General features: G+C 59.0%; 13 protein-coding genes. 6 read left to right on the top strand and 7 right to left on the bottom strand.

The annotated features are described in order from the left end of the window. Nucleotides 1-91 precede the first annotated feature (91 nt). Nucleotides 92-1462 carry an NAD-dependent succinate-semialdehyde dehydrogenase gene (locus tag GOB90_RS12340; RefSeq protein ID WP_146890030.1) on the top strand — a complete coding sequence of 457 codons (1371 nt, stop codon included), beginning with the start codon at nt 92-94 and terminating at the stop codon, nt 1460-1462. A gap of 171 nt (nt 1463-1633) precedes the next feature. Beyond that, the gene (locus GOB90_RS12335; protein WP_146890027.1) at nt 1634-2800 is read left to right on the top strand and encodes an L-dopachrome tautomerase-related protein; all 1167 of its coding nucleotides are present in this window, start codon (nt 1634-1636) and stop codon (nt 2798-2800) included. 63 nt (nt 2801-2863) lie between these two features. Here the strand turns inward: GOB90_RS12335 and GOB90_RS12330 are convergent, their stop codons facing one another. Beyond that, nucleotides 2864-3358: an Hsp20/alpha crystallin family protein gene (locus GOB90_RS12330; RefSeq protein ID WP_146890024.1), complete on the bottom strand. Its 495-nt coding sequence runs from the start codon at nt 3356-3358 to the stop codon at nt 2864-2866. Nucleotides 3359-3768: 410 nt separating this feature from the next. Here GOB90_RS12330 and GOB90_RS12325 point away from each other — a divergent pair, with 410 nt between their 5' ends. The 4 genes from GOB90_RS12325 (at nt 3769) to GOB90_RS12310 (ending at nt 9837) form a co-directional block, all read left to right on the top strand. Further along, on the top strand, nt 3769-4725 hold the full coding sequence (locus GOB90_RS12325) for an MBL fold metallo-hydrolase (protein ID WP_146890020.1): 957 nt from the start codon (nt 3769-3771) through the stop codon (nt 4723-4725). Between the two features lie 57 nt (nt 4726-4782). Beyond that, nucleotides 4783-6468: a bifunctional protein tyrosine phosphatase family protein/NAD(P)/FAD-dependent oxidoreductase gene (locus GOB90_RS12320; protein WP_146890016.1), complete on the top strand. Its 1686-nt coding sequence runs from the start codon at nt 4783-4785 to the stop codon at nt 6466-6468. A gap of 66 nt (nt 6469-6534) precedes the next feature. Continuing rightward, nucleotides 6535-7317, top strand: coding sequence for a sulfite exporter TauE/SafE family protein (locus GOB90_RS12315; RefSeq protein ID WP_146890013.1), 783 nt, complete (start codon nt 6535-6537; stop codon nt 7315-7317). 375 nt (nt 7318-7692) lie between these two features. After that, on the top strand, nt 7693-9837 hold the full coding sequence (locus GOB90_RS12310) for a TonB-dependent siderophore receptor (protein WP_242011986.1): 2145 nt from the start codon (nt 7693-7695) through the stop codon (nt 9835-9837). A gap of 64 nt (nt 9838-9901) precedes the next feature. Here the strand turns inward: GOB90_RS12310 and GOB90_RS12305 are convergent, their stop codons facing one another. The 6 genes from GOB90_RS12305 to GOB90_RS12280 form a co-directional block, all read right to left on the bottom strand. Further along, a complete protein-coding gene (locus tag GOB90_RS12305) occupies nt 9902-10810 on the bottom strand; it encodes an aliphatic sulfonate ABC transporter substrate-binding protein (RefSeq protein ID WP_146890006.1) in 909 nt (302 codons plus the stop codon). A gap of 206 nt (nt 10811-11016) precedes the next feature. After that, nucleotides 11017-12105 (bottom strand): LLM class flavin-dependent oxidoreductase, encoded by a 1089-nt coding sequence (locus GOB90_RS12300; RefSeq protein WP_146890003.1) that lies wholly within the window; start codon nt 12103-12105, stop codon nt 11017-11019. 101 nt (nt 12106-12206) lie between these two features. After that, a complete protein-coding gene (locus tag GOB90_RS12295; RefSeq protein WP_146890000.1) occupies nt 12207-12920 on the bottom strand; it encodes an RBBP9/YdeN family alpha/beta hydrolase in 714 nt (237 codons plus the stop codon). Between the two features lie 130 nt (nt 12921-13050). Continuing rightward, nucleotides 13051-13821 carry an ABC transporter ATP-binding protein gene (locus GOB90_RS12290; protein ID WP_146889997.1) on the bottom strand — a complete coding sequence of 257 codons (771 nt, stop codon included), beginning with the start codon at nt 13819-13821 and terminating at the stop codon, nt 13051-13053. Beyond that, on the bottom strand, nt 13815-14804 hold the full coding sequence (locus GOB90_RS12285) for an ABC transporter permease (RefSeq protein ID WP_173572079.1): 990 nt from the start codon (nt 14802-14804) through the stop codon (nt 13815-13817). Before GOB90_RS12285 ends, GOB90_RS12290 begins: the two co-directional genes overlap by 7 nt. Next, nucleotides 14804-15856, bottom strand: coding sequence for an ABC transporter substrate-binding protein (locus GOB90_RS12280; protein ID WP_146889994.1), 1053 nt, complete (start codon nt 15854-15856; stop codon nt 14804-14806). Before GOB90_RS12280 ends, GOB90_RS12285 begins: the two co-directional genes overlap by 1 nt. Nucleotides 15857-15872 lie beyond the last annotated feature (16 nt).

The following is a 15872-nucleotide window of genomic DNA, read 5'->3' as shown; positions in this document are numbered from 1 at the left end:
GTGTTACTTCTGAACCGGCTTCGTCTCAGTCTCCGCAACCCGGGCCAGGTGGCCGGCGTAACGGGCAACGGTGTAACAGGAAAGAGAAACGATGACGGCTTATCAGACTCTCAACCCGACCACCGGAAAGGTCGAAAAGACATTTTCCACGCATACGGACGCTGAAAAGGCCCGTTTCCTTGATGTCGCGCAGGAGACTTACCGGTCGGACTGGAGGCGTCGCAGCATTGCTGAGCGTTGTGCGGTTGTCAGCCGGGCTGCCGCGATCCTGCGGCGTGACCTGGACAGGCATGCCGGGCTGATTACGACGGAGATGGGGAAGCTTTTCACCGAGGCCCGTGGTGAGGTCGAGTTCACCGCGCAGATCCTGGAATACTATGCGCGGGAGGCGGAAAAATTTCTTGCGCCGCAGAAGCTTGCGGTTGATTCCGGGAAGGCAGTGTTGCTCAGTCAGCCGCTCGGGATAATTTACTGCATCGAGCCCTGGAACTATCCTTATTACCAGCTTGCCCGTGTTGCGGCGCCTAACCTTGTGGCGGGGAATGTCGTGATCGCGAAACATGCGCCGAATGTGCCTCAGTGCGCCGAGGCGTTCGCGGCGCTGTTTCCGGAAGCCGGTGGTCCGCAGGGTATTTATACCAATGTTTTCCTGAGCAACGATCAGTCGGCGGAACTGATTGCCGACAGCCGGGTGCGCGGCGTTGCGCTGACGGGTAGTGAGCGGGCCGGCAGGGCCGTGGCGGCGCAGGCGGGCGCGGCACTGAAGAAGGACACGATGGAACTGGGCGGCAGTGACGCCTTTATCGTTCTTGAGGATGCGGATCTGGATCGGGCCCTAGGCTGTGCGGTTCGAGGCCGGATGTCCAACAATGGTCAGGTCTGCACGGCGGCGAAGCGCATGATTGTGCATGAATCGGTTGCCGATACGTTTATCGCGCGTCTGAAGGAGAAGGTTGAGGCGTTCCGGCCTGGCGATCCGATGGCCCCGGAGAGCACGCATGGTCCGATGAGCAGCGAAAAGCAGCTTGATCTGACGCTTTCGCAGATCGGCGAGGCTGTGAAGGGGGGCGCGACTCTTGTGACCGGCGGGGAGCGGATCAGGCGGGACGGCTTCTTTATGACGGCGGCCATCCTGACGGGGGTGACGAAAGATAATCCGGTTTACTATCAGGAGATTTTCGGTCCGGTTGCGACTGTTTATCGCGTTGGCAGCGAGCGGGAGGCGATCGATCTCGCCAATGACTCGCCTTACGGGCTTGGCGGGACGGTGTTCACGAAAGATGCTGATCGTGGATACAGGATTGCCGAGGAGATCGAGACGGGGATGGTGTCGGTCAACGCCAACATGGCCGGGTCGCCAGCGCTGCCGTTTGGCGGGGTGAAAAACTCAGGCTACGGGCGTGAGTTGTCATCGCTCGGGATTGAGGAGTTCCTCAACAAAAAGCTGATCCGGGTTGCCTGAGAGACGCGTCTGACGGGGGCTGTTGCTCTGGCCGGGGATGGCCGGAGCCGAACCGCGCCCGGACCGGATGCGGGGCGCTGATTGTCGCATAGCAGGCTGCATCTGGCGCTCCGCGATTTTTGCGGCATAACCTGATCCTGTAGCGTTATGCGCGCAATCAGGGAGCCGTGAATGTACCGACGTCAGATTCTCACGACTGTGGCGGGTCTCGCCACGATTGGTACATTTCCGGCGCGGGCCGCGACGCGCGCGCTGCCTCTGAACATCGAGGCGGCCCGGCCGTTGCCGCCCGGTTCTCCGGATGTGCCGGACCCGAAGCTGGTGCCTGTCGCGCAGGCGGACCGTATCTGGAACGGTGTGACGACGACGTCTGACGGTCAGGTTTTTGTCTGTTTTCCGTCCTGCGACCGGCCCGGTATTCAGGTGGCGCGTCTTTTACCTGGCAGCGTTCTCCGGCCTTTTCCGGATGCTCAGTGGAACGCGCTGCATAGTCCGTCCTGGACGCCGGCCGATGGGTTTTTTCAGGTCAATGCCATTCGGATCGGGCCGGACGGCAATCTCTGGGTGATCGATGCCGGGGCGCCGGGGATTGACCGGCCTGTCGTGGCCGGGGCCGCGCGGCTGTTCGTGTTCGATCCGGCGAAGGGGACGCTGCTCCGCACGTACGATCTGGCGGGTGGTCTTCGCGCCGACAGTTATATTGACGACATCCGGTTTAACGGTCCGAATCTTTATGCGACCGATGCCGGGGCCGCGGGGCTGCTGGTGGTGAATATCGCCACGGGCCGGGTGCGCCGCGTGCTCGACAGGCATCCGCTTCTGACCGATCGTAAACCGATGCGGGCGGACGGGCGTCTGCTGCGCAACGACGCGGGGAAGCTGTTGCGGGTGCAGGCTGATCAGCTTGAGGTCACGCCGGATGGCCGGTATCTTTATGTTCAGTCGTGCGCCGGTCCGCTGGCCCGGATTGAGACGGCTCTGCTCGATCATGAGAGTGTCGGTTCTGCCGCGCTTGCCACCGGGCTGGTGCCTTGGCTTGAGACCGGCACCACGGGGGGCACCGCGATTGATGCGAATGGCGTGCTTTATCTGTCGGACGTGAACCATCGCCGCATCCTGCGCATTACGCCGGACCGGCATGTATCGGTTTTTGTCGCCGATCCGAGGCTGATCTGGTCGGATGCCATGTGGATCGATCACGATCACCGTCTCTGGATTCCGGCCACACAGCAGAACCGGACGCATGGGTTTCAGGGTGGCACACAGTCGGTGATTTATCCGGTCTGGCTTTTTGTCGCGAAGATCGATGCCGGGCCTTCTCCGCTCGATCATGCATGAGGCCAGGGCCGGTTTGGGCTCTCCGGTCGGGCGAGGCAGCCCGGCCGGAAGAGCGGTCAGATGTTAACCGGCCTTAATTGAAATCGTGCGTTCGGCGGGCTTGATTTCCGGCCTGCGTGGCAGCGTGACTGTCAGAACGCCGTTTTTCATGCTGGCGGAGATCTTGTCGGCGTCGGCGTCTTCGGGGATTGCGAAAGAATCCTCGAAAGAGGCGAACCAGCGTCCGGCGAGATGCTGCTTTGTGCCTTCGGCGACTTCCGGGCGTTTCTTTTCGCCGCTGACCGTCAGCATACCGTTTGTTGCTGACAGTTTGACGTCGCTTTCCGCGCAGCCTGGCACTTCGATGCTGATGGTGTAGCCTTTTGCATCTTCGGTGACATCCGTGGCGCCGATGCGTCCGGCAGCTTTCTGGGCGCCGGCCGGGGCCGACGGGTCTTTGAAGTCATCGAACAGGCGCACCATCTGGCGCTCCAGCGCGGTGAACGGATCGGCCACGCGCACCATGCCTGCCGGCACGCGCACGACCTGCGGACGTCCGCCATTTCCCTGACTGACCATAATACTGTCCTCCCATGACCCGGGTCAGAACACGCCCTGTCATCACTCCCCGGGGCAGGGCGATGGCACACAGGCGCTGCGGCTATCCCTGAGTGTTTCGCACACAGGGATAGCCGCTGTTTTTGGCGTATCATCCGGCTGATGCCATCTCTTTGATCTGGGTCAAATTTCGGGCGGGTGGCTACCAGGACTGAGAAACATGGCTTTCAGAGTCAGTGATTTTCCGAAACGAGTTGATAAGGGGGGACGGTTTTACCGGTGGTGTGGGGCGCAGAACCGGCTGATCCGCCGAGCGTTGCGTATTGTGCAGCGGGGCACTGACGTGGGTTTACTTGACTTTGCGACACTTAATAATTTAGCAACACACAAGATACATGATTACGTAAATTATGAAATTAAAGGCGTCCGTTATGTCTGATCCGTCCGATCCGCACTGTTCCGCGACCGATCCCGTGCTGGCTGCCGCTGCGAGTCAGGTCAGGGCGGCTGTGGCCGATCCGGGGCTGCGTCCGGTGGTCCGGAGTTTCTTCGATGAGGAGACATTTACCGCCACGCATGTTGTTCATGATCCGGCGACGAAAAAAGCGGCGGTTATCGACAGTGTGCTGAATTACGAAGCCTCGTCCGGCCGGGCGAAGCATGGATCGGCGCAGATGGTTGTGGATTATGTGCGTGAGAGCGGTCTGGAAGTGGAGTGGCAGCTCGAAACGCACGCGCATGCGGATCATCTTTCCGCGGCGCCCTGGCTTCAGGACCGGATCGGCGGGAAGCTGGCCATCGGCGCGGATATTATCCGCGTGCAGGAGGTATTCGGGAAAATCTTCAATGCCGGCACGGAGTTTGCGCGGGATGGCTCGCAGTTCGACCATCTCTTTCATGACGGCGATACGTTCGGTGTGGGCAATATTCCGGCCATTGCGCTCCATGTGCCGGGGCACACGCCCGCAGACATGGCGTTCGTGATCGGGGATGCCGCTTTTATCGGGGACACGCTGTTCATGCCGGATTACGGGACCGCGCGGGCGGATTTTCCGGGGGGGGATGCACGCGCGCTGTTTCGTTCGATCCGGCGTTTACTGTTGCTGCCTGACGAGACCAGGCTGTTTCTGTGTCATGATTATAAGGCGCCCGGGCGGGATGCTTTTGCCTGGGAGACGACGGTTGGCGCCGAGCGGGCGCAGAATGTGCATGTGCATGACGGGGTTGATGAGGACGATTTCGTCGCGATGCGGAGTGCGCGGGATAAAACGCTTTCGCTTCCGACGCTGATTATGCCGTCCGTTCAGGTGAACATGCGCGGAGGCCATATGCCGGAGCCGGAAGATAACGGCGTCAGTTATATCAAGGTGCCTGTCAATAAACTCTGACTTCTGTCGCACTGTCCCGGTCCGACGGGGACGATTTCATACAAACGGGTCTGCATTATGAATCTTCGTACGCTCACTGATCGCTACTCTGTCGCTGCTCAGCTCACGACTGATGATATTGCCGAGGCGGCCCGGAACGGCTTTCGCGCCATTGTCTGCACCCGTCCGGAGGGGGAGCAGGCCGGCCAGCCTTCGGCGGCTGAGATGGAAAAGGCCGCGATTGCGGCGGGGATGACGTTCGAGGCGATTCCGTTTCAGTCGGGGATGCTGCCTTCCGTGACCGATATCGAGCGGATGAAGGTGGTTCTCGGCGGTGTTGACGGGCCGGTGCTGGGGTATTGCCGTTCCGGGAATCGCGCTGCGATGCTGTGGGCTTTCGCGCAGGTCGGGGTGATGCCGGAGAGCGAGATTCTTGCTGTCGGTCGCAGGATCGGGATCGATTTTTCTCCGGTTTCGGTTGCTCCGCCGGAGAGTGTGGCGGCGGCCGATAAAGCTCCGGATGCGGCACCTGGCTCCGCGCCCGGTCGTCGTTTTGACGTGGTGGTCATCGGTGGCGGGGCCGGGGGGCTTTCTGCTGCCGCCGGTCTCCTGCGTCGTCGTCCGGGTCTGTCGGTTGCGATTGTCGAGCCTTCTTCCGATCATTTTTACCAGCCGGGCTGGACGCTTGTCGGAGGGGGTGTTTTCACCGCGAAGCAGACCTGTCGCGCCGAGGCCAGGCTGATCCCCGGGGGAGCTGAATGGATCAGGACCAGGGTTGAGCGTATTCTTCCGGATGAAAATCGTGTTGTTGTGGCCGACGGAGGGGCGCTTTCCTATTCCGTGCTGATTGTTGCGGCCGGGATTGTTCTGAACTGGGGTGGTATTCCCGGTCTGGAAGAGGCGCTTGGCCGTAACGGCGTGACGTCCAATTACCGCTACGATCTGGCGCCCTATACGTGGCAGCTCGTGCAGGGGCTTTCGCGCGGGACGGCGCTGTTCACCCAGCCGCCCATGCCGATCAAATGCGCCGGGGCGCCACAGAAGGCGCTGTATCTGTCCTGTGACGAATGGCGGCGTCGCGGCGTGCTGGACTCGATCAGCGTCGGGTTTGATACCTGTACGCCCGCGCTATTCGGTGTTCCGGCCTTTGTGCCTGCGCTGATGAATTACATTCGTGATTATGGCGTTGATCTTCATCTCGGTTCGCGGCTGGTCGCGGTTGATGGTGCCCGCAGGGTTGCGACGTTTGAGCGCGAGGGCGGGGCAGTGAAGGTTGAGCGGGAATATGACATGCTGCATGTCGTTCCGCCGCAGGTTGCGCCGGCCTTTGTGCGCGACAGCGGGATTGCGGATGACAGCGGGTTCGTGGCTGTGAATCCGGCGACGCTTCAGCACAACACGTATAAAAACATTTATGCGCTGGGTGACATTGCCGGAACGGGCAATGCGAAGACGGCCGCGGCGGCACGCAAGCAGGCGCCTGTTGTGGCGCTGAATGTTCTGGCGACGCTGGCCGGGAAAAATCCTGTTTATGCCTATGACGGTTACGGCGGCTGTCCGCTGACTGTTGAGCGCGGCAAAATTGTGCTGGCGGAGTTTGGTTATGGCGGCAAACTGATGCCGACACTGCCGAAATGGATTCTCGACGGCACGAAGCCGACGCGGCTGGCCTGGTTTCTCAAGAAGGACGTTATGCCCCGGCTTTACTGGGAAATGCTGAAGGGCCACGAATTTATGGTGAAGCCGGAAAAGCTTGCGTCCTGAGGGGCGCGTTATGCGCCGGGAGAGTAAGGCGGGGTTTTGTGTGGCGGCCGGGGTCTGTTGCTCCCGATGAGTCCTGATCCTGTGCACATCGTTTTCGAGCTTCTTTCAGGTGTTCTGGTCGGTTTTACGCTCGGCCTGATCGGGGGCGGCGGGTCCGTTATGGCCGTGCCGCTGATGGTTTATGTGGTTGGGGTTCCTGATCCGCATGTCGCTATTGGCACAAGTGCTCTGAGTGTTGCGGTCAATGCGCTCGCCGGTCTGGCCCAGCATGCCCGTTCGGGTCATGTCAGATGGCGATGCGCTGCTGTTTTTGCATCCTGTGGGGTTGCCGGTGCGCTGATCGGAGCGCGTTTCGGAAAAGCCGTTGACGGACAAAGGCTTCTGTTCCTTTTCGCGATTCTGATGATTGTCGTGGGTTTTCTGATGCTGCGCTGTCGCAGCAGCCCGGGATGTGAGGACGCGACGTGCAACCGGGATAATGTGCTGAAGGTTGCGGGAGCGGGGGCCGGAACGGGCGTGCTTTCGGGTTTTTTCGGTATTGGCGGCGGGTTTCTGATTGTGCCGGCGCTGATTGCCGCGACCGGCATGCCGATCCTGAATGCGGTCGGGACCTCGCTTGTTGCTGTTGCGGCTTTCGGGTTTAGCACGGCGTTCAGCTATATGCTGTCCGGTTATATCGACTGGAGTCTTGCGGGCTTTTTCATTGCAGGTGGTATTCTCGGCAGTTATGGCGGGATGCGGGCGGCCTGTCGGATGGCGGGGTCGCGCGGGGCTCTGACGACGGTTTTCTCCGGCGTGATCTTTGTTGTTGCGGCTTATATGATCTGGAAAAGTGTCGGAGCATTGTGATTGCGATCGTGTCTGCCCGCGTGGTGTGAATCGTCGGGCAGTCTGATCGTTTTCGAGTTTTCCAGGCAGCATATTTTTCATGACAGACGGGGATGAGGCGGAGAAACCGGATGTCAGGAATGGCGGGCGAAGCTTAGGCGGGTTTTGCGTGGCATGATGTGAAATGATGAAGTGCGGATATGTGTTGAATGAGGATATTTTGACTAAATAATACATTTTAATAACAAACATATGGAATTTATATAATTCAATATAAGCACGTCCGGAGTCATTCTAACGATAGTCCCGATTCCGCAAATTTGCGGAGGTTCACGCAGAATTCATTGCGGGAGGGATTAAAAAATGAAGCCGGTCGGGTCTGTAGCCAGAAAAACGATGATTTTTTCTGGTTTTCTGACGCTTTTACCAGTTACAGTCTACGCGAAAAACCCGACAGAGAAGAAAACGGTTGTCCACTCAAAGTCGAATGCTTCCGCAGCGCATTCGCCCCCGTTATCTGTTCAGGCAACGTCTCCTGAAACGATTACGGTGAACGCGCACGTTCGCCGGCCACGACTTGCGGCTCATACATCTCTGGGTGCTCTTGGATCCCGGTCGGAATTCGATACGCCTTTTTCGCTCAGCGTCGTTTCCGCTGCGAAAGTCGAGCAGATGCAGGCGGTGGATATCAATGATATTTTCCGGGCGGAACCGGGGGTTCAGGAAAATTCCAACGGCGGGTCCACGGCATCCGGCGCGAGTTTCCGTGTGCGTGGCCTCGATCTTGACTGGACGAATGGTTACAAAATCGATGGTTTTGCCATTCCGTACTGGTACATCGATCTGCCGATGGCTAATTTTGGTCAGTTCCAGCTGACAAAAGGAGCGTCGGCATTTCTGTACGGTTTCGGATCGCCGGGCGCGGTGCTGGACTTCCAGTTAAAAAAACCGGTTTCCGAGACCAGATTATCCCTGGAAGCGGGGTATCGCTCGGATGCGGCATTCCGGCAGTCCCTCGACGCGGGAGGGCCGATTGGGAAATCGGATCGTGTGACCTATCGTTTCTCGTTCGGAAACGAAGTTGGTAATCAGTATAACGGCAGTTTTATTCGCTCCACATCCATGTCCGCGGCAACCCGTGTGAAGATCACCGATAAGCTTGCCTGGCATTTTGACTCTTTCTATCTCAATACGCTGCAGAGAGGCATGGTGAATGGCGTTAGTGTGGCCAGTGGTCTGACGTCGCTGACGCCGATCAGCGGGCGGGCTGAACTTGGCGCCGCGGATTCATGGAAAAAGAACGATTTCAAGCATTTCAATACAGGATTTGACTGGGATTTTTCTCAGAACTGGAACACAAAACTTGCTTATGCCTATACGCATCTTGACGAACGCTTTCCGTCAAATGCCATTACGTTTCTGGATAACCGGGGCGATTACCTCAATCGTCCTTTTCAGATGACGCGGGTTTTCACTTATCATCAGGTGCAGGAGACGACGGAAGGGAGGTTTAAGACCGGCCCTCTGCATCATGATGTTGTTGCCGGAATTATGTGGCTTTATCAGAAATTTGATGCGGATGCGAACGCGGCCTATTATCAGCCCTACGAATATGGAAACATTTTTGTTTCGCGTCCGGTCAGCACGAATGCGTATTCGTATAATCCGAAATTATATAATTACATTGATTATACGCAGGTTGCGCCGTTCTGGAGCGATACGATTACGTGGCATAAATGGTCGCTTCTGGCCGGGGCGCGCTATACGGATTATTTCGAGGATGATTACGCGACGGACGGAAGCGGACGCAGGACTTCCGCGCGCCATAATAATCCTGTAACGCCGGTTGTTTCGCTTTCCTATAAACCGACGCCTGATATCAATGCATATTTCAGTTATGTCGAAGCGATGCAGTCCGGAACACAGGCTGCGGCAACGGCGCAGAATGCGTATGCGGTTTTCTCACCCATGCGCAGTCAGGAATACGAACTGGGCGTGAAAGTGCAGAAGTCGCGCTGGAGCGGGACCCTCGCGGTGTACCGGCTGGATACGATCGCGGCTTATGTTGACTCTGATAATGTGCAGCAGCAGGGCGGCCTGGTGCGGTATCAGGGTGCGGAAGCCGGAGGAACTTTTCAGGCGACACGTGATCTGCAGGTGACCGGCAGTCTGACATATCTTGATGCGCGCTATGGCGCGGGTACGCCCTATGATGGCAAGCGCGCTGAATCGACCTCGCCTTTCGAAGCGAATTTTTCGGCGAATTATATGATTCCGGCGGTCAGAGGTCTTAGCGTGAATGGCGGGATGAACTGGGTCTCCGCAGGGTGGCTGAACCCGTCCAATACATTCCGTTTGCAATCTTATATTCTCGGCAATGTCGGCGCGCAGTATGTCACGCGTGTTGCGCAACACAGGCTTACATTCCGGGCGGCGGTTCAGAATATCGGAAATGAACGGTACTGGGTCAGTCGTGGCGCGCTCCAGCTTTTCCCGGGTGCGCCGCGTACGGTTACATTCAGTATGAGGTTTGATCTGTAAAGTTCAGGACGAAGGGGTAGTCGGCGTCGGGCAGAGCTACGCACGCCGGTTTCCGGTTGCATGGTCAGGAAGGCAGCAATCCTTCCTTGCGGAATATATCTGCGGTTTCGCGCTGGCGTGACACAATGTCGGGTGTCATCGGTTGGAGTCCAAAGCTGATTTTCGCGATTGAACGTGCGACGGTATCAGGAGGCAGTCCCGTGCTGGCGGAGAGCAGTCCGACCACCTCCGGTCTGTTCGCCTGCGCCCATGCGTCGCATTGTGTTACAGCCGTGCGGATGGCTTCCATGAGCGCGGGGCTGCCTTCTGCGAACTGGCGGCGCGCCATGTAAAACTCCATTCCTGTACCAACATCGTTTCCGGTTACGATACTCCGCGCGCGATCTCCGGCTGCGGAAAAATAAGGGTCCCAGATCGCCCAGGCGTCCACGGTTGCGTTTTCAAATGCGGGCCTGGCTGCTGTGGGAAGAAGGTAGACGGCTCTGATATCATGAAATGACATGCCGTGTTTTCGTAAGGCGGCCAGGAGGAGCCAGTGTGCGTCGGACCAGCGTGTGACGGCCACGCGTTTGCCTGCGAGATCGTTCACTGTGAGAATGGAACTTTCAGCGGGCACAATGATCGCTTCGCTGGAGCCGCTGGCCGGTTCATGTCCTGTACAGATTAACTCTCCGGGCTTGCTGGCTTCCGCAAATACCGGCGGCAGATCTCCCGTCTGTCCGAAATCGAGTGCTCCGGCCATCATCGCCTGAAGCATGGGAGGTCCGGCCGGAAACTGTGCCCAGCGGACGGTCACGCCCTGTGGTGCGAGGGTCTGCTCAAGGAATTTTTTCTCTTTGAGCAGAACCAGGGTTCCGTATTTCTGGTATCCGATACTGACGACATCCGTTCCGGCCCGGGCCTTCCCGGTCAGGAGCGGCAGAAGCGCGGCGGACGCTCCTGACAGCAGGACTGAGCGTCTGGTACTGATCACCTGATATTGCCCCTTTGGGCCGGTGAGTGGCGTTTTGTTCCGCCGTCTGAGTCTCTGTTGCGGGCGGCTGACATAACATTAAACACCGTAAGGCCGCTGACACTGATGTGTCGACAGCCTGTTTCTGTTCCGGAGAATATCATTATAACAGCGGGACATTTTCCCTGTTTCAGACCATGGTGCGACGACAGGTGTCTGAGCCGCTTTCAAACCGCCTGCCGCTCTTCCGTGGTATCCAGAGCCGTGACGAGATCGCGTGTCAGAGGAATAAGTTCCTCACCGTAGCGTCTGGCATCATCAAGGGGCTCGAAGCCACGGATCAGGAAATTACCTATGCCGAGCTTATAGTATTCGAGAAGGCTTTCCGCGACCTGTTCAGCGGTGCCGACGAGGCCGGTCGAGTTTCCGGCGGCCCCTGTGAGCCTGGCCACTCCTGTCCACAGGCGGGTATCCTGACGGCGGGCGGAAGCTGTTTCCAGCAGGCGACGTGAGCCATCATTGGGCGGACGATGACCGCTGAGGGGCAGGCCGGCCTGTTCACGACTGGCACGGACCTGGTCTTCGATTTCCGCCGCACGTTTCCAGGCGGCTTCCTCTGTGTCCGCTATAACGGGGCGCAGCGAAAGGGAAAAGCCGATCCTGCGTCCGTAACGGGCGGCAGAGGCTCTGACGCGTGACACGACTTCCCGTGTTGCTTCGAGTGTTTCTCCCCAGGTGGCGTAGACGTCGGCATGCCGTCCGGCGACGTCGATGGCTTCCGGTGAGGTGCCGCCAAAAAACACCGGAAGATTCCCGGGATGAACGGAACTGAATGCTTTTCGGATATGGTAAAACTTTCCGTCATGATCGAACGGGGCCCGTGCTGTCCATTCTTCCCTCAGGATGCTCAGATATTCGTCACTGCGGGCATAGCGCTCGGTTTTTGTCGTGCCGACATCCCCGTCTCTGGCCATATCCTCATCGGCGCCGCCTGTGATGATGTGGACGGCGACACGCCCGTCCGACAGCTGATCGAGTGTTGCCAGCTGACGCGCGGCGAGTGTTGGCTGAGTAAACCCCGGCCGGTGAGCAACAAGAAAACCGAGCTTTGTGGTGAGTGCTGTTCCGTAGGCCGCGACAATCTGGCTTTCCGGTGAGCTGGAACCGAAAGGGATCAGCACCCGGTCAAAGCCGCCGTCTTCCTGAACCTGAAGAGCTGAGCGGATATAATCGCGATCCAGCGCGCGGCTGCGGACAGCGGAATGTAGTTCCGATGTGTTGTTGAACCCGATATAGCCAATAAAATTTACCGACATTTCCGGAACCCCTTTGACATGTGATGTTGTTATCATCTGTCCTGAGCGCGGGCTCCGTCACGCAAGTAAGTCTCAAGGCTGAATTGACGATTCCCTGACAATTACGAATGTGATTTTCTGTCGGGTGTCCGGTGTGAATGTGGCGTCGGTGGCAGGACGTTCATGATTTCAAGCAGACGCCGGAGTGCGTTCAGACCATCCGGCCAGTAACCCGGTTCGGGGTTGTTGTTGCCGATATGGCCGACAGCTCCGGCATCGAAAAATTCGAGGCTCCAGGCCGTGGCAAGACGACGGGCGCGGGTCAGGGAAAGCCATTCATCGTTACGGCTTGCGACAAGAAGAGCCGGGAAATTCAGCGGGCCGGACGGGAGAGGTGAGAAATCCGCGATACGGGCATGATCCGGGAGCGTGCATTGTTCTGTGTCAGCCGGGGCGACGAGCAGAGCGCCCGCGATGGCGGCGTCATGAAAGCCGGCACTCAGAACGGCGCCCAGGCTGTGCGTTATCAGGAGAACCGGGCGGCGGCGGTTCTGAAGCGCGTCTGCCAGTCCGGCCTGCCACCGCGCGCGCACCGGGTATGTCCAGCTTTCCTGTCGGACACGATCGACGCGCAGATTTTTCTCTGAGAACAGGGTCTCCCATTGTGATTGCCAGTGTTTCTGTCCTGAGTCATCGAGTCCGGGAACGATAACAATCTCGAATCCGGCAAGAGCTTTGACAATGTCCTCGGGCAATACAGTCAGGGGGACGGCTGAATGCGGGATAAAGCCCGTTTTTCTTATCTCTGATCGGCCGGCATGAAGAGATTGCTTCATCGTGATGTCCTGAGCTGCGGGTGAGACAAGCGTTCTCCGGTTTCAGGGGTTTCCGGCTTTGTATTGAAAGTCTTTCATTATAACTCGGGAGCAATTTTCTTTGCGGATGCGATTTGTGTGGGAAATCACGTCACCAGTCATCCCGATGTCCAAGCTGTGTCAGGATATCTCTGCGGAGTTGCAGAACCTGCGGGTCGTCACGATGGCGGTGGAAGGGCAGATCGACCTGAATATCCGACAAAATCCGGGCTGGTCTCGTGCTGAGCGTGACAATGCGCGTGGCCAGAAACAGGGCTTCCTCCACATCATGCGTCACCATGATCGCGGTGAAGCCGCGCTCTTTCCAGAGACGGTGCAGTTCGGTCTGCATTGTCAGCCGGGTGAGTGCGTCGAGTTTTCCGAGCGGTTCATCAAGAAGCAGTAATTTCGGACGGTTTATCAGAGCCCGGGCGAGGGCGGCGCGTTGCGCCATGCCTCCGGAAAGCTGGTGTGGCCAGGCGCGTTCGAAACCGTTCAGGCCGACAAGCGAGAGAACCTGATCGATGGCGGCGTTGTCGCGTTTTCCGGAAATATCCTGTGACAGGGCCACGTTCTGGCGGACGTTGCGCCATGGATAGAGGGTCGGGTCCTGAAACATCAGAATCCGGTCCGGGTCCGGACCATGCACGGGCAGGCCGTCGGCGAGAATTTCGCCGTCATGCGGGGGTTCAAGACCTGCGACCAGTCGCAGCAGGGTCGATTTTCCGCAGCCTGACGGGCCGAGCAGCGCCACGAATTCGCCTGCGGCGACGTTGAGCGTGACGCCGCTTACGACGGCGGTGAAATCGCCGCCGATCGTGTAGCCGTGCCGGATGCCGGAGAGGCTGAGTGCGAGGCCATTGCCAGGGGAGGGTGTCACCATTTCAGTCCGTCCTTCTGCCAGACAAGAATACGATCGCGGACGCGGAACAGAAGTGTGATAAGTCCTGTGCACATCGCCGACATGACGAAGAGGGCTGCATACATATTAGGGTAGGCGGCCCATCCCTGTGCCCACTGCATGTAGAATCCGAGACCGGCCTTTACGCCGAGCATTTCGGCCACGATCAGCATGGCGAACGAGGCGCCGAGTCCCATGAACAGGCCAACGAAAATCTGAGGCATGGCCGCCGGGAGAGCGACGCGGAATGTGAGAAAGCGTTCGCGCGCGCCCATGGTCCGGGCGACATCGTAGTAAGCCGGATCGACGGCGGCGATGCCGGACCATGTGAGGATCGCGGCGGGGAAGCCGGAAGCCAGGGCCATGAGGGCTTCCCCCGCCAGCCAGCTTGAAGGGATCAGCACGAAGGCGAGTGGCAGCAGCGCGACGGGCGGCAGGGGACCGATGGCGCGAAGGATCGGGTGTGTCCAGTACCGAAAGCGTTTTGAGCGGCCCAGTCCGATGCCGACGGCGATGCCTGAGAGGGAGCCGGCCGCATAGCCCACGGCGAGCAGTCCGAGCGAATGAAGCAGGCTGAGCCCGAGGCGGTGCCAGTCGGTGATGAAAACATCCAGCAGATCCTGGGGTGTTCCGAAGAACGGGCGCGGGAGGGCGATCAGTTTGGCCTGGGCGATCTCCCATGCGCCGAGGCCGAGGCCAAGGACGATCAGCCAGGGAGCCCGCACGGTCAGCAGGCGCAGGGCGGCTCCGATAAGGAGGGCGATCCCGACGACACCGAACAGGATGGCAAGAAGATTCGTATCGGGAAAATCATCGGCGTCCGGCCAGTAATGTGTGACCAGAGCCGCCGCCAGCCAGGCCGGGCCGGCGAGCCAGGGCAGGAGAACGGGGCGTAACCCGGCGGGAGATGCCGATGCGGTTCCGGTTATGGCCTGTCCGGAAAAAGCCATGTCTGTTCCGCTCATTATACAAACAGATCCTGTGTGACACGGCTGGCATAGCGTGCCGTGTCGAGAGAAGGACGAAAGACGCCGACGCTTTTCAGAGCTTCCGCATACAGGACGATCTCATCTCTGAATGTTCCGGCCAGTGTCTGATGATGATGACCCTGGATACGGATCATGGCCGCCAGGTCGGCGGCGGAGGCTTTGGGTGCGTAAGGTTTGAAGATCTCTCCGGCTTCTTCCGGATTGCAGGCCAGCCAGGCGCCGGCTTCCAGGATCGCCTGTGTGACGGCGCGGGCGACATCGGGTTCGTCGCGCACCAGGCTGCCGCGGAGTCCGATCACGCAGCATGTCGTATGTGCCCACTGGTCGCTCATGTTGCTGTCGATATCCCGCAGGCCGAACTGGCGTTTCTGGAGCCAGCTTACGGGATCGCCGTCCGAGATGGCCTGCACTTCGTTGCGCTGAAGCGCGAGCGGCAGGAGGTCGGGTGGATAAGCGCGCCAGGAAATATCGTTTTCCGGATCGAGGCCGGCTTCTTTGACCCGGATTGCGAAGAAATTCCGGTCGGGGCCACCCATGTCGGTGACGCCGACGGTTTTTCCTTTCAGGTCGGTGATCTGTCTGACGGGGCTGCCTTCGGGCACCATCAGATACATGCAGCCGGCATGCAGGCCGGCAACGAGTTTGACGTCAAAGCCCTGTTGCAGGGGTTTCAGCCAGCGCAAAGCCATTCCGGGCGCGCCGTCGGCCTTGCCGGTGGAGATTGCTTCCAGGAGCTGATCCGTGGCGCCGCCGAAATTGATATAATCGATATCCAGATTGCGGCGCGCGAAAAACCCTTTCTCTTTTGCCACCGGCACCGCAGCGACGCAGAGGGCTGTTTCGTTCCATGCGATCGTAAGTTTCCGCGGCGCGCCTGTCAGGGGTTTTACATTGTCCGGTACCGCGGAATGGCATGTCTCTTCGTGGGCGGCTGTCTGGGCGAACAGCGGCCGGGTGGCGAGGGCGGAGAGCCCCGTCAGTCCGGCGCCGAGAAGGATTCTGCGGGATGTGAACCGGTCCAATGTCATAATTGCTCTTTCCGGG

The organism is Acetobacter oeni, assembly GCF_011516825.1.
Lineage (GTDB): Bacteria > Pseudomonadota > Alphaproteobacteria > Acetobacterales > Acetobacteraceae > Acetobacter > Acetobacter oeni.
Note: the sequence above shows the minus strand (reverse complement) of the source record. Positions and strands in the feature narration are given on the sequence as shown.

Coding starts and splice junctions, on each gene's coding strand:
- GOB90_RS12340 (WP_146890030.1), top strand. CDS start 92: ATGACGGCTTATCAGACTCTCAACCCGACCACCGGAAAGGTCGAAAAG.
- GOB90_RS12335 (WP_146890027.1), top strand. CDS start 1,634: ATGTACCGACGTCAGATTCTCACGACTGTGGCGGGTCTCGCCACGATT.
- GOB90_RS12330 (WP_146890024.1), bottom strand. CDS start 3,358: ATGGTCAGTCAGGGAAATGGCGGACGTCCGCAGGTCGTGCGCGTGCCG.
- GOB90_RS12325 (WP_146890020.1), top strand. CDS start 3,769: ATGTCTGATCCGTCCGATCCGCACTGTTCCGCGACCGATCCCGTGCTG.
- GOB90_RS12320 (WP_146890016.1), top strand. CDS start 4,783: ATGAATCTTCGTACGCTCACTGATCGCTACTCTGTCGCTGCTCAGCTC.
- GOB90_RS12315 (WP_146890013.1), top strand. CDS start 6,535: ATGAGTCCTGATCCTGTGCACATCGTTTTCGAGCTTCTTTCAGGTGTT.
- GOB90_RS12310 (WP_242011986.1), top strand. CDS start 7,693: ATGATTTTTTCTGGTTTTCTGACGCTTTTACCAGTTACAGTCTACGCG.
- GOB90_RS12300 (WP_146890003.1), bottom strand. CDS start 12,105: ATGTCGGTAAATTTTATTGGCTATATCGGGTTCAACAACACATCGGAA.
- GOB90_RS12295 (WP_146890000.1), bottom strand. CDS start 12,920: ATGAAGCAATCTCTTCATGCCGGCCGATCAGAGATAAGAAAAACGGGC.
- GOB90_RS12290 (WP_146889997.1), bottom strand. CDS start 13,821: ATGGTGACACCCTCCCCTGGCAATGGCCTCGCACTCAGCCTCTCCGGC.
- GOB90_RS12285 (WP_173572079.1), bottom strand. CDS start 14,804: ATGAGCGGAACAGACATGGCTTTTTCCGGACAGGCCATAACCGGAACC.
- GOB90_RS12280 (WP_146889994.1), bottom strand. CDS start 15,856: ATGACATTGGACCGGTTCACATCCCGCAGAATCCTTCTCGGCGCCGGA.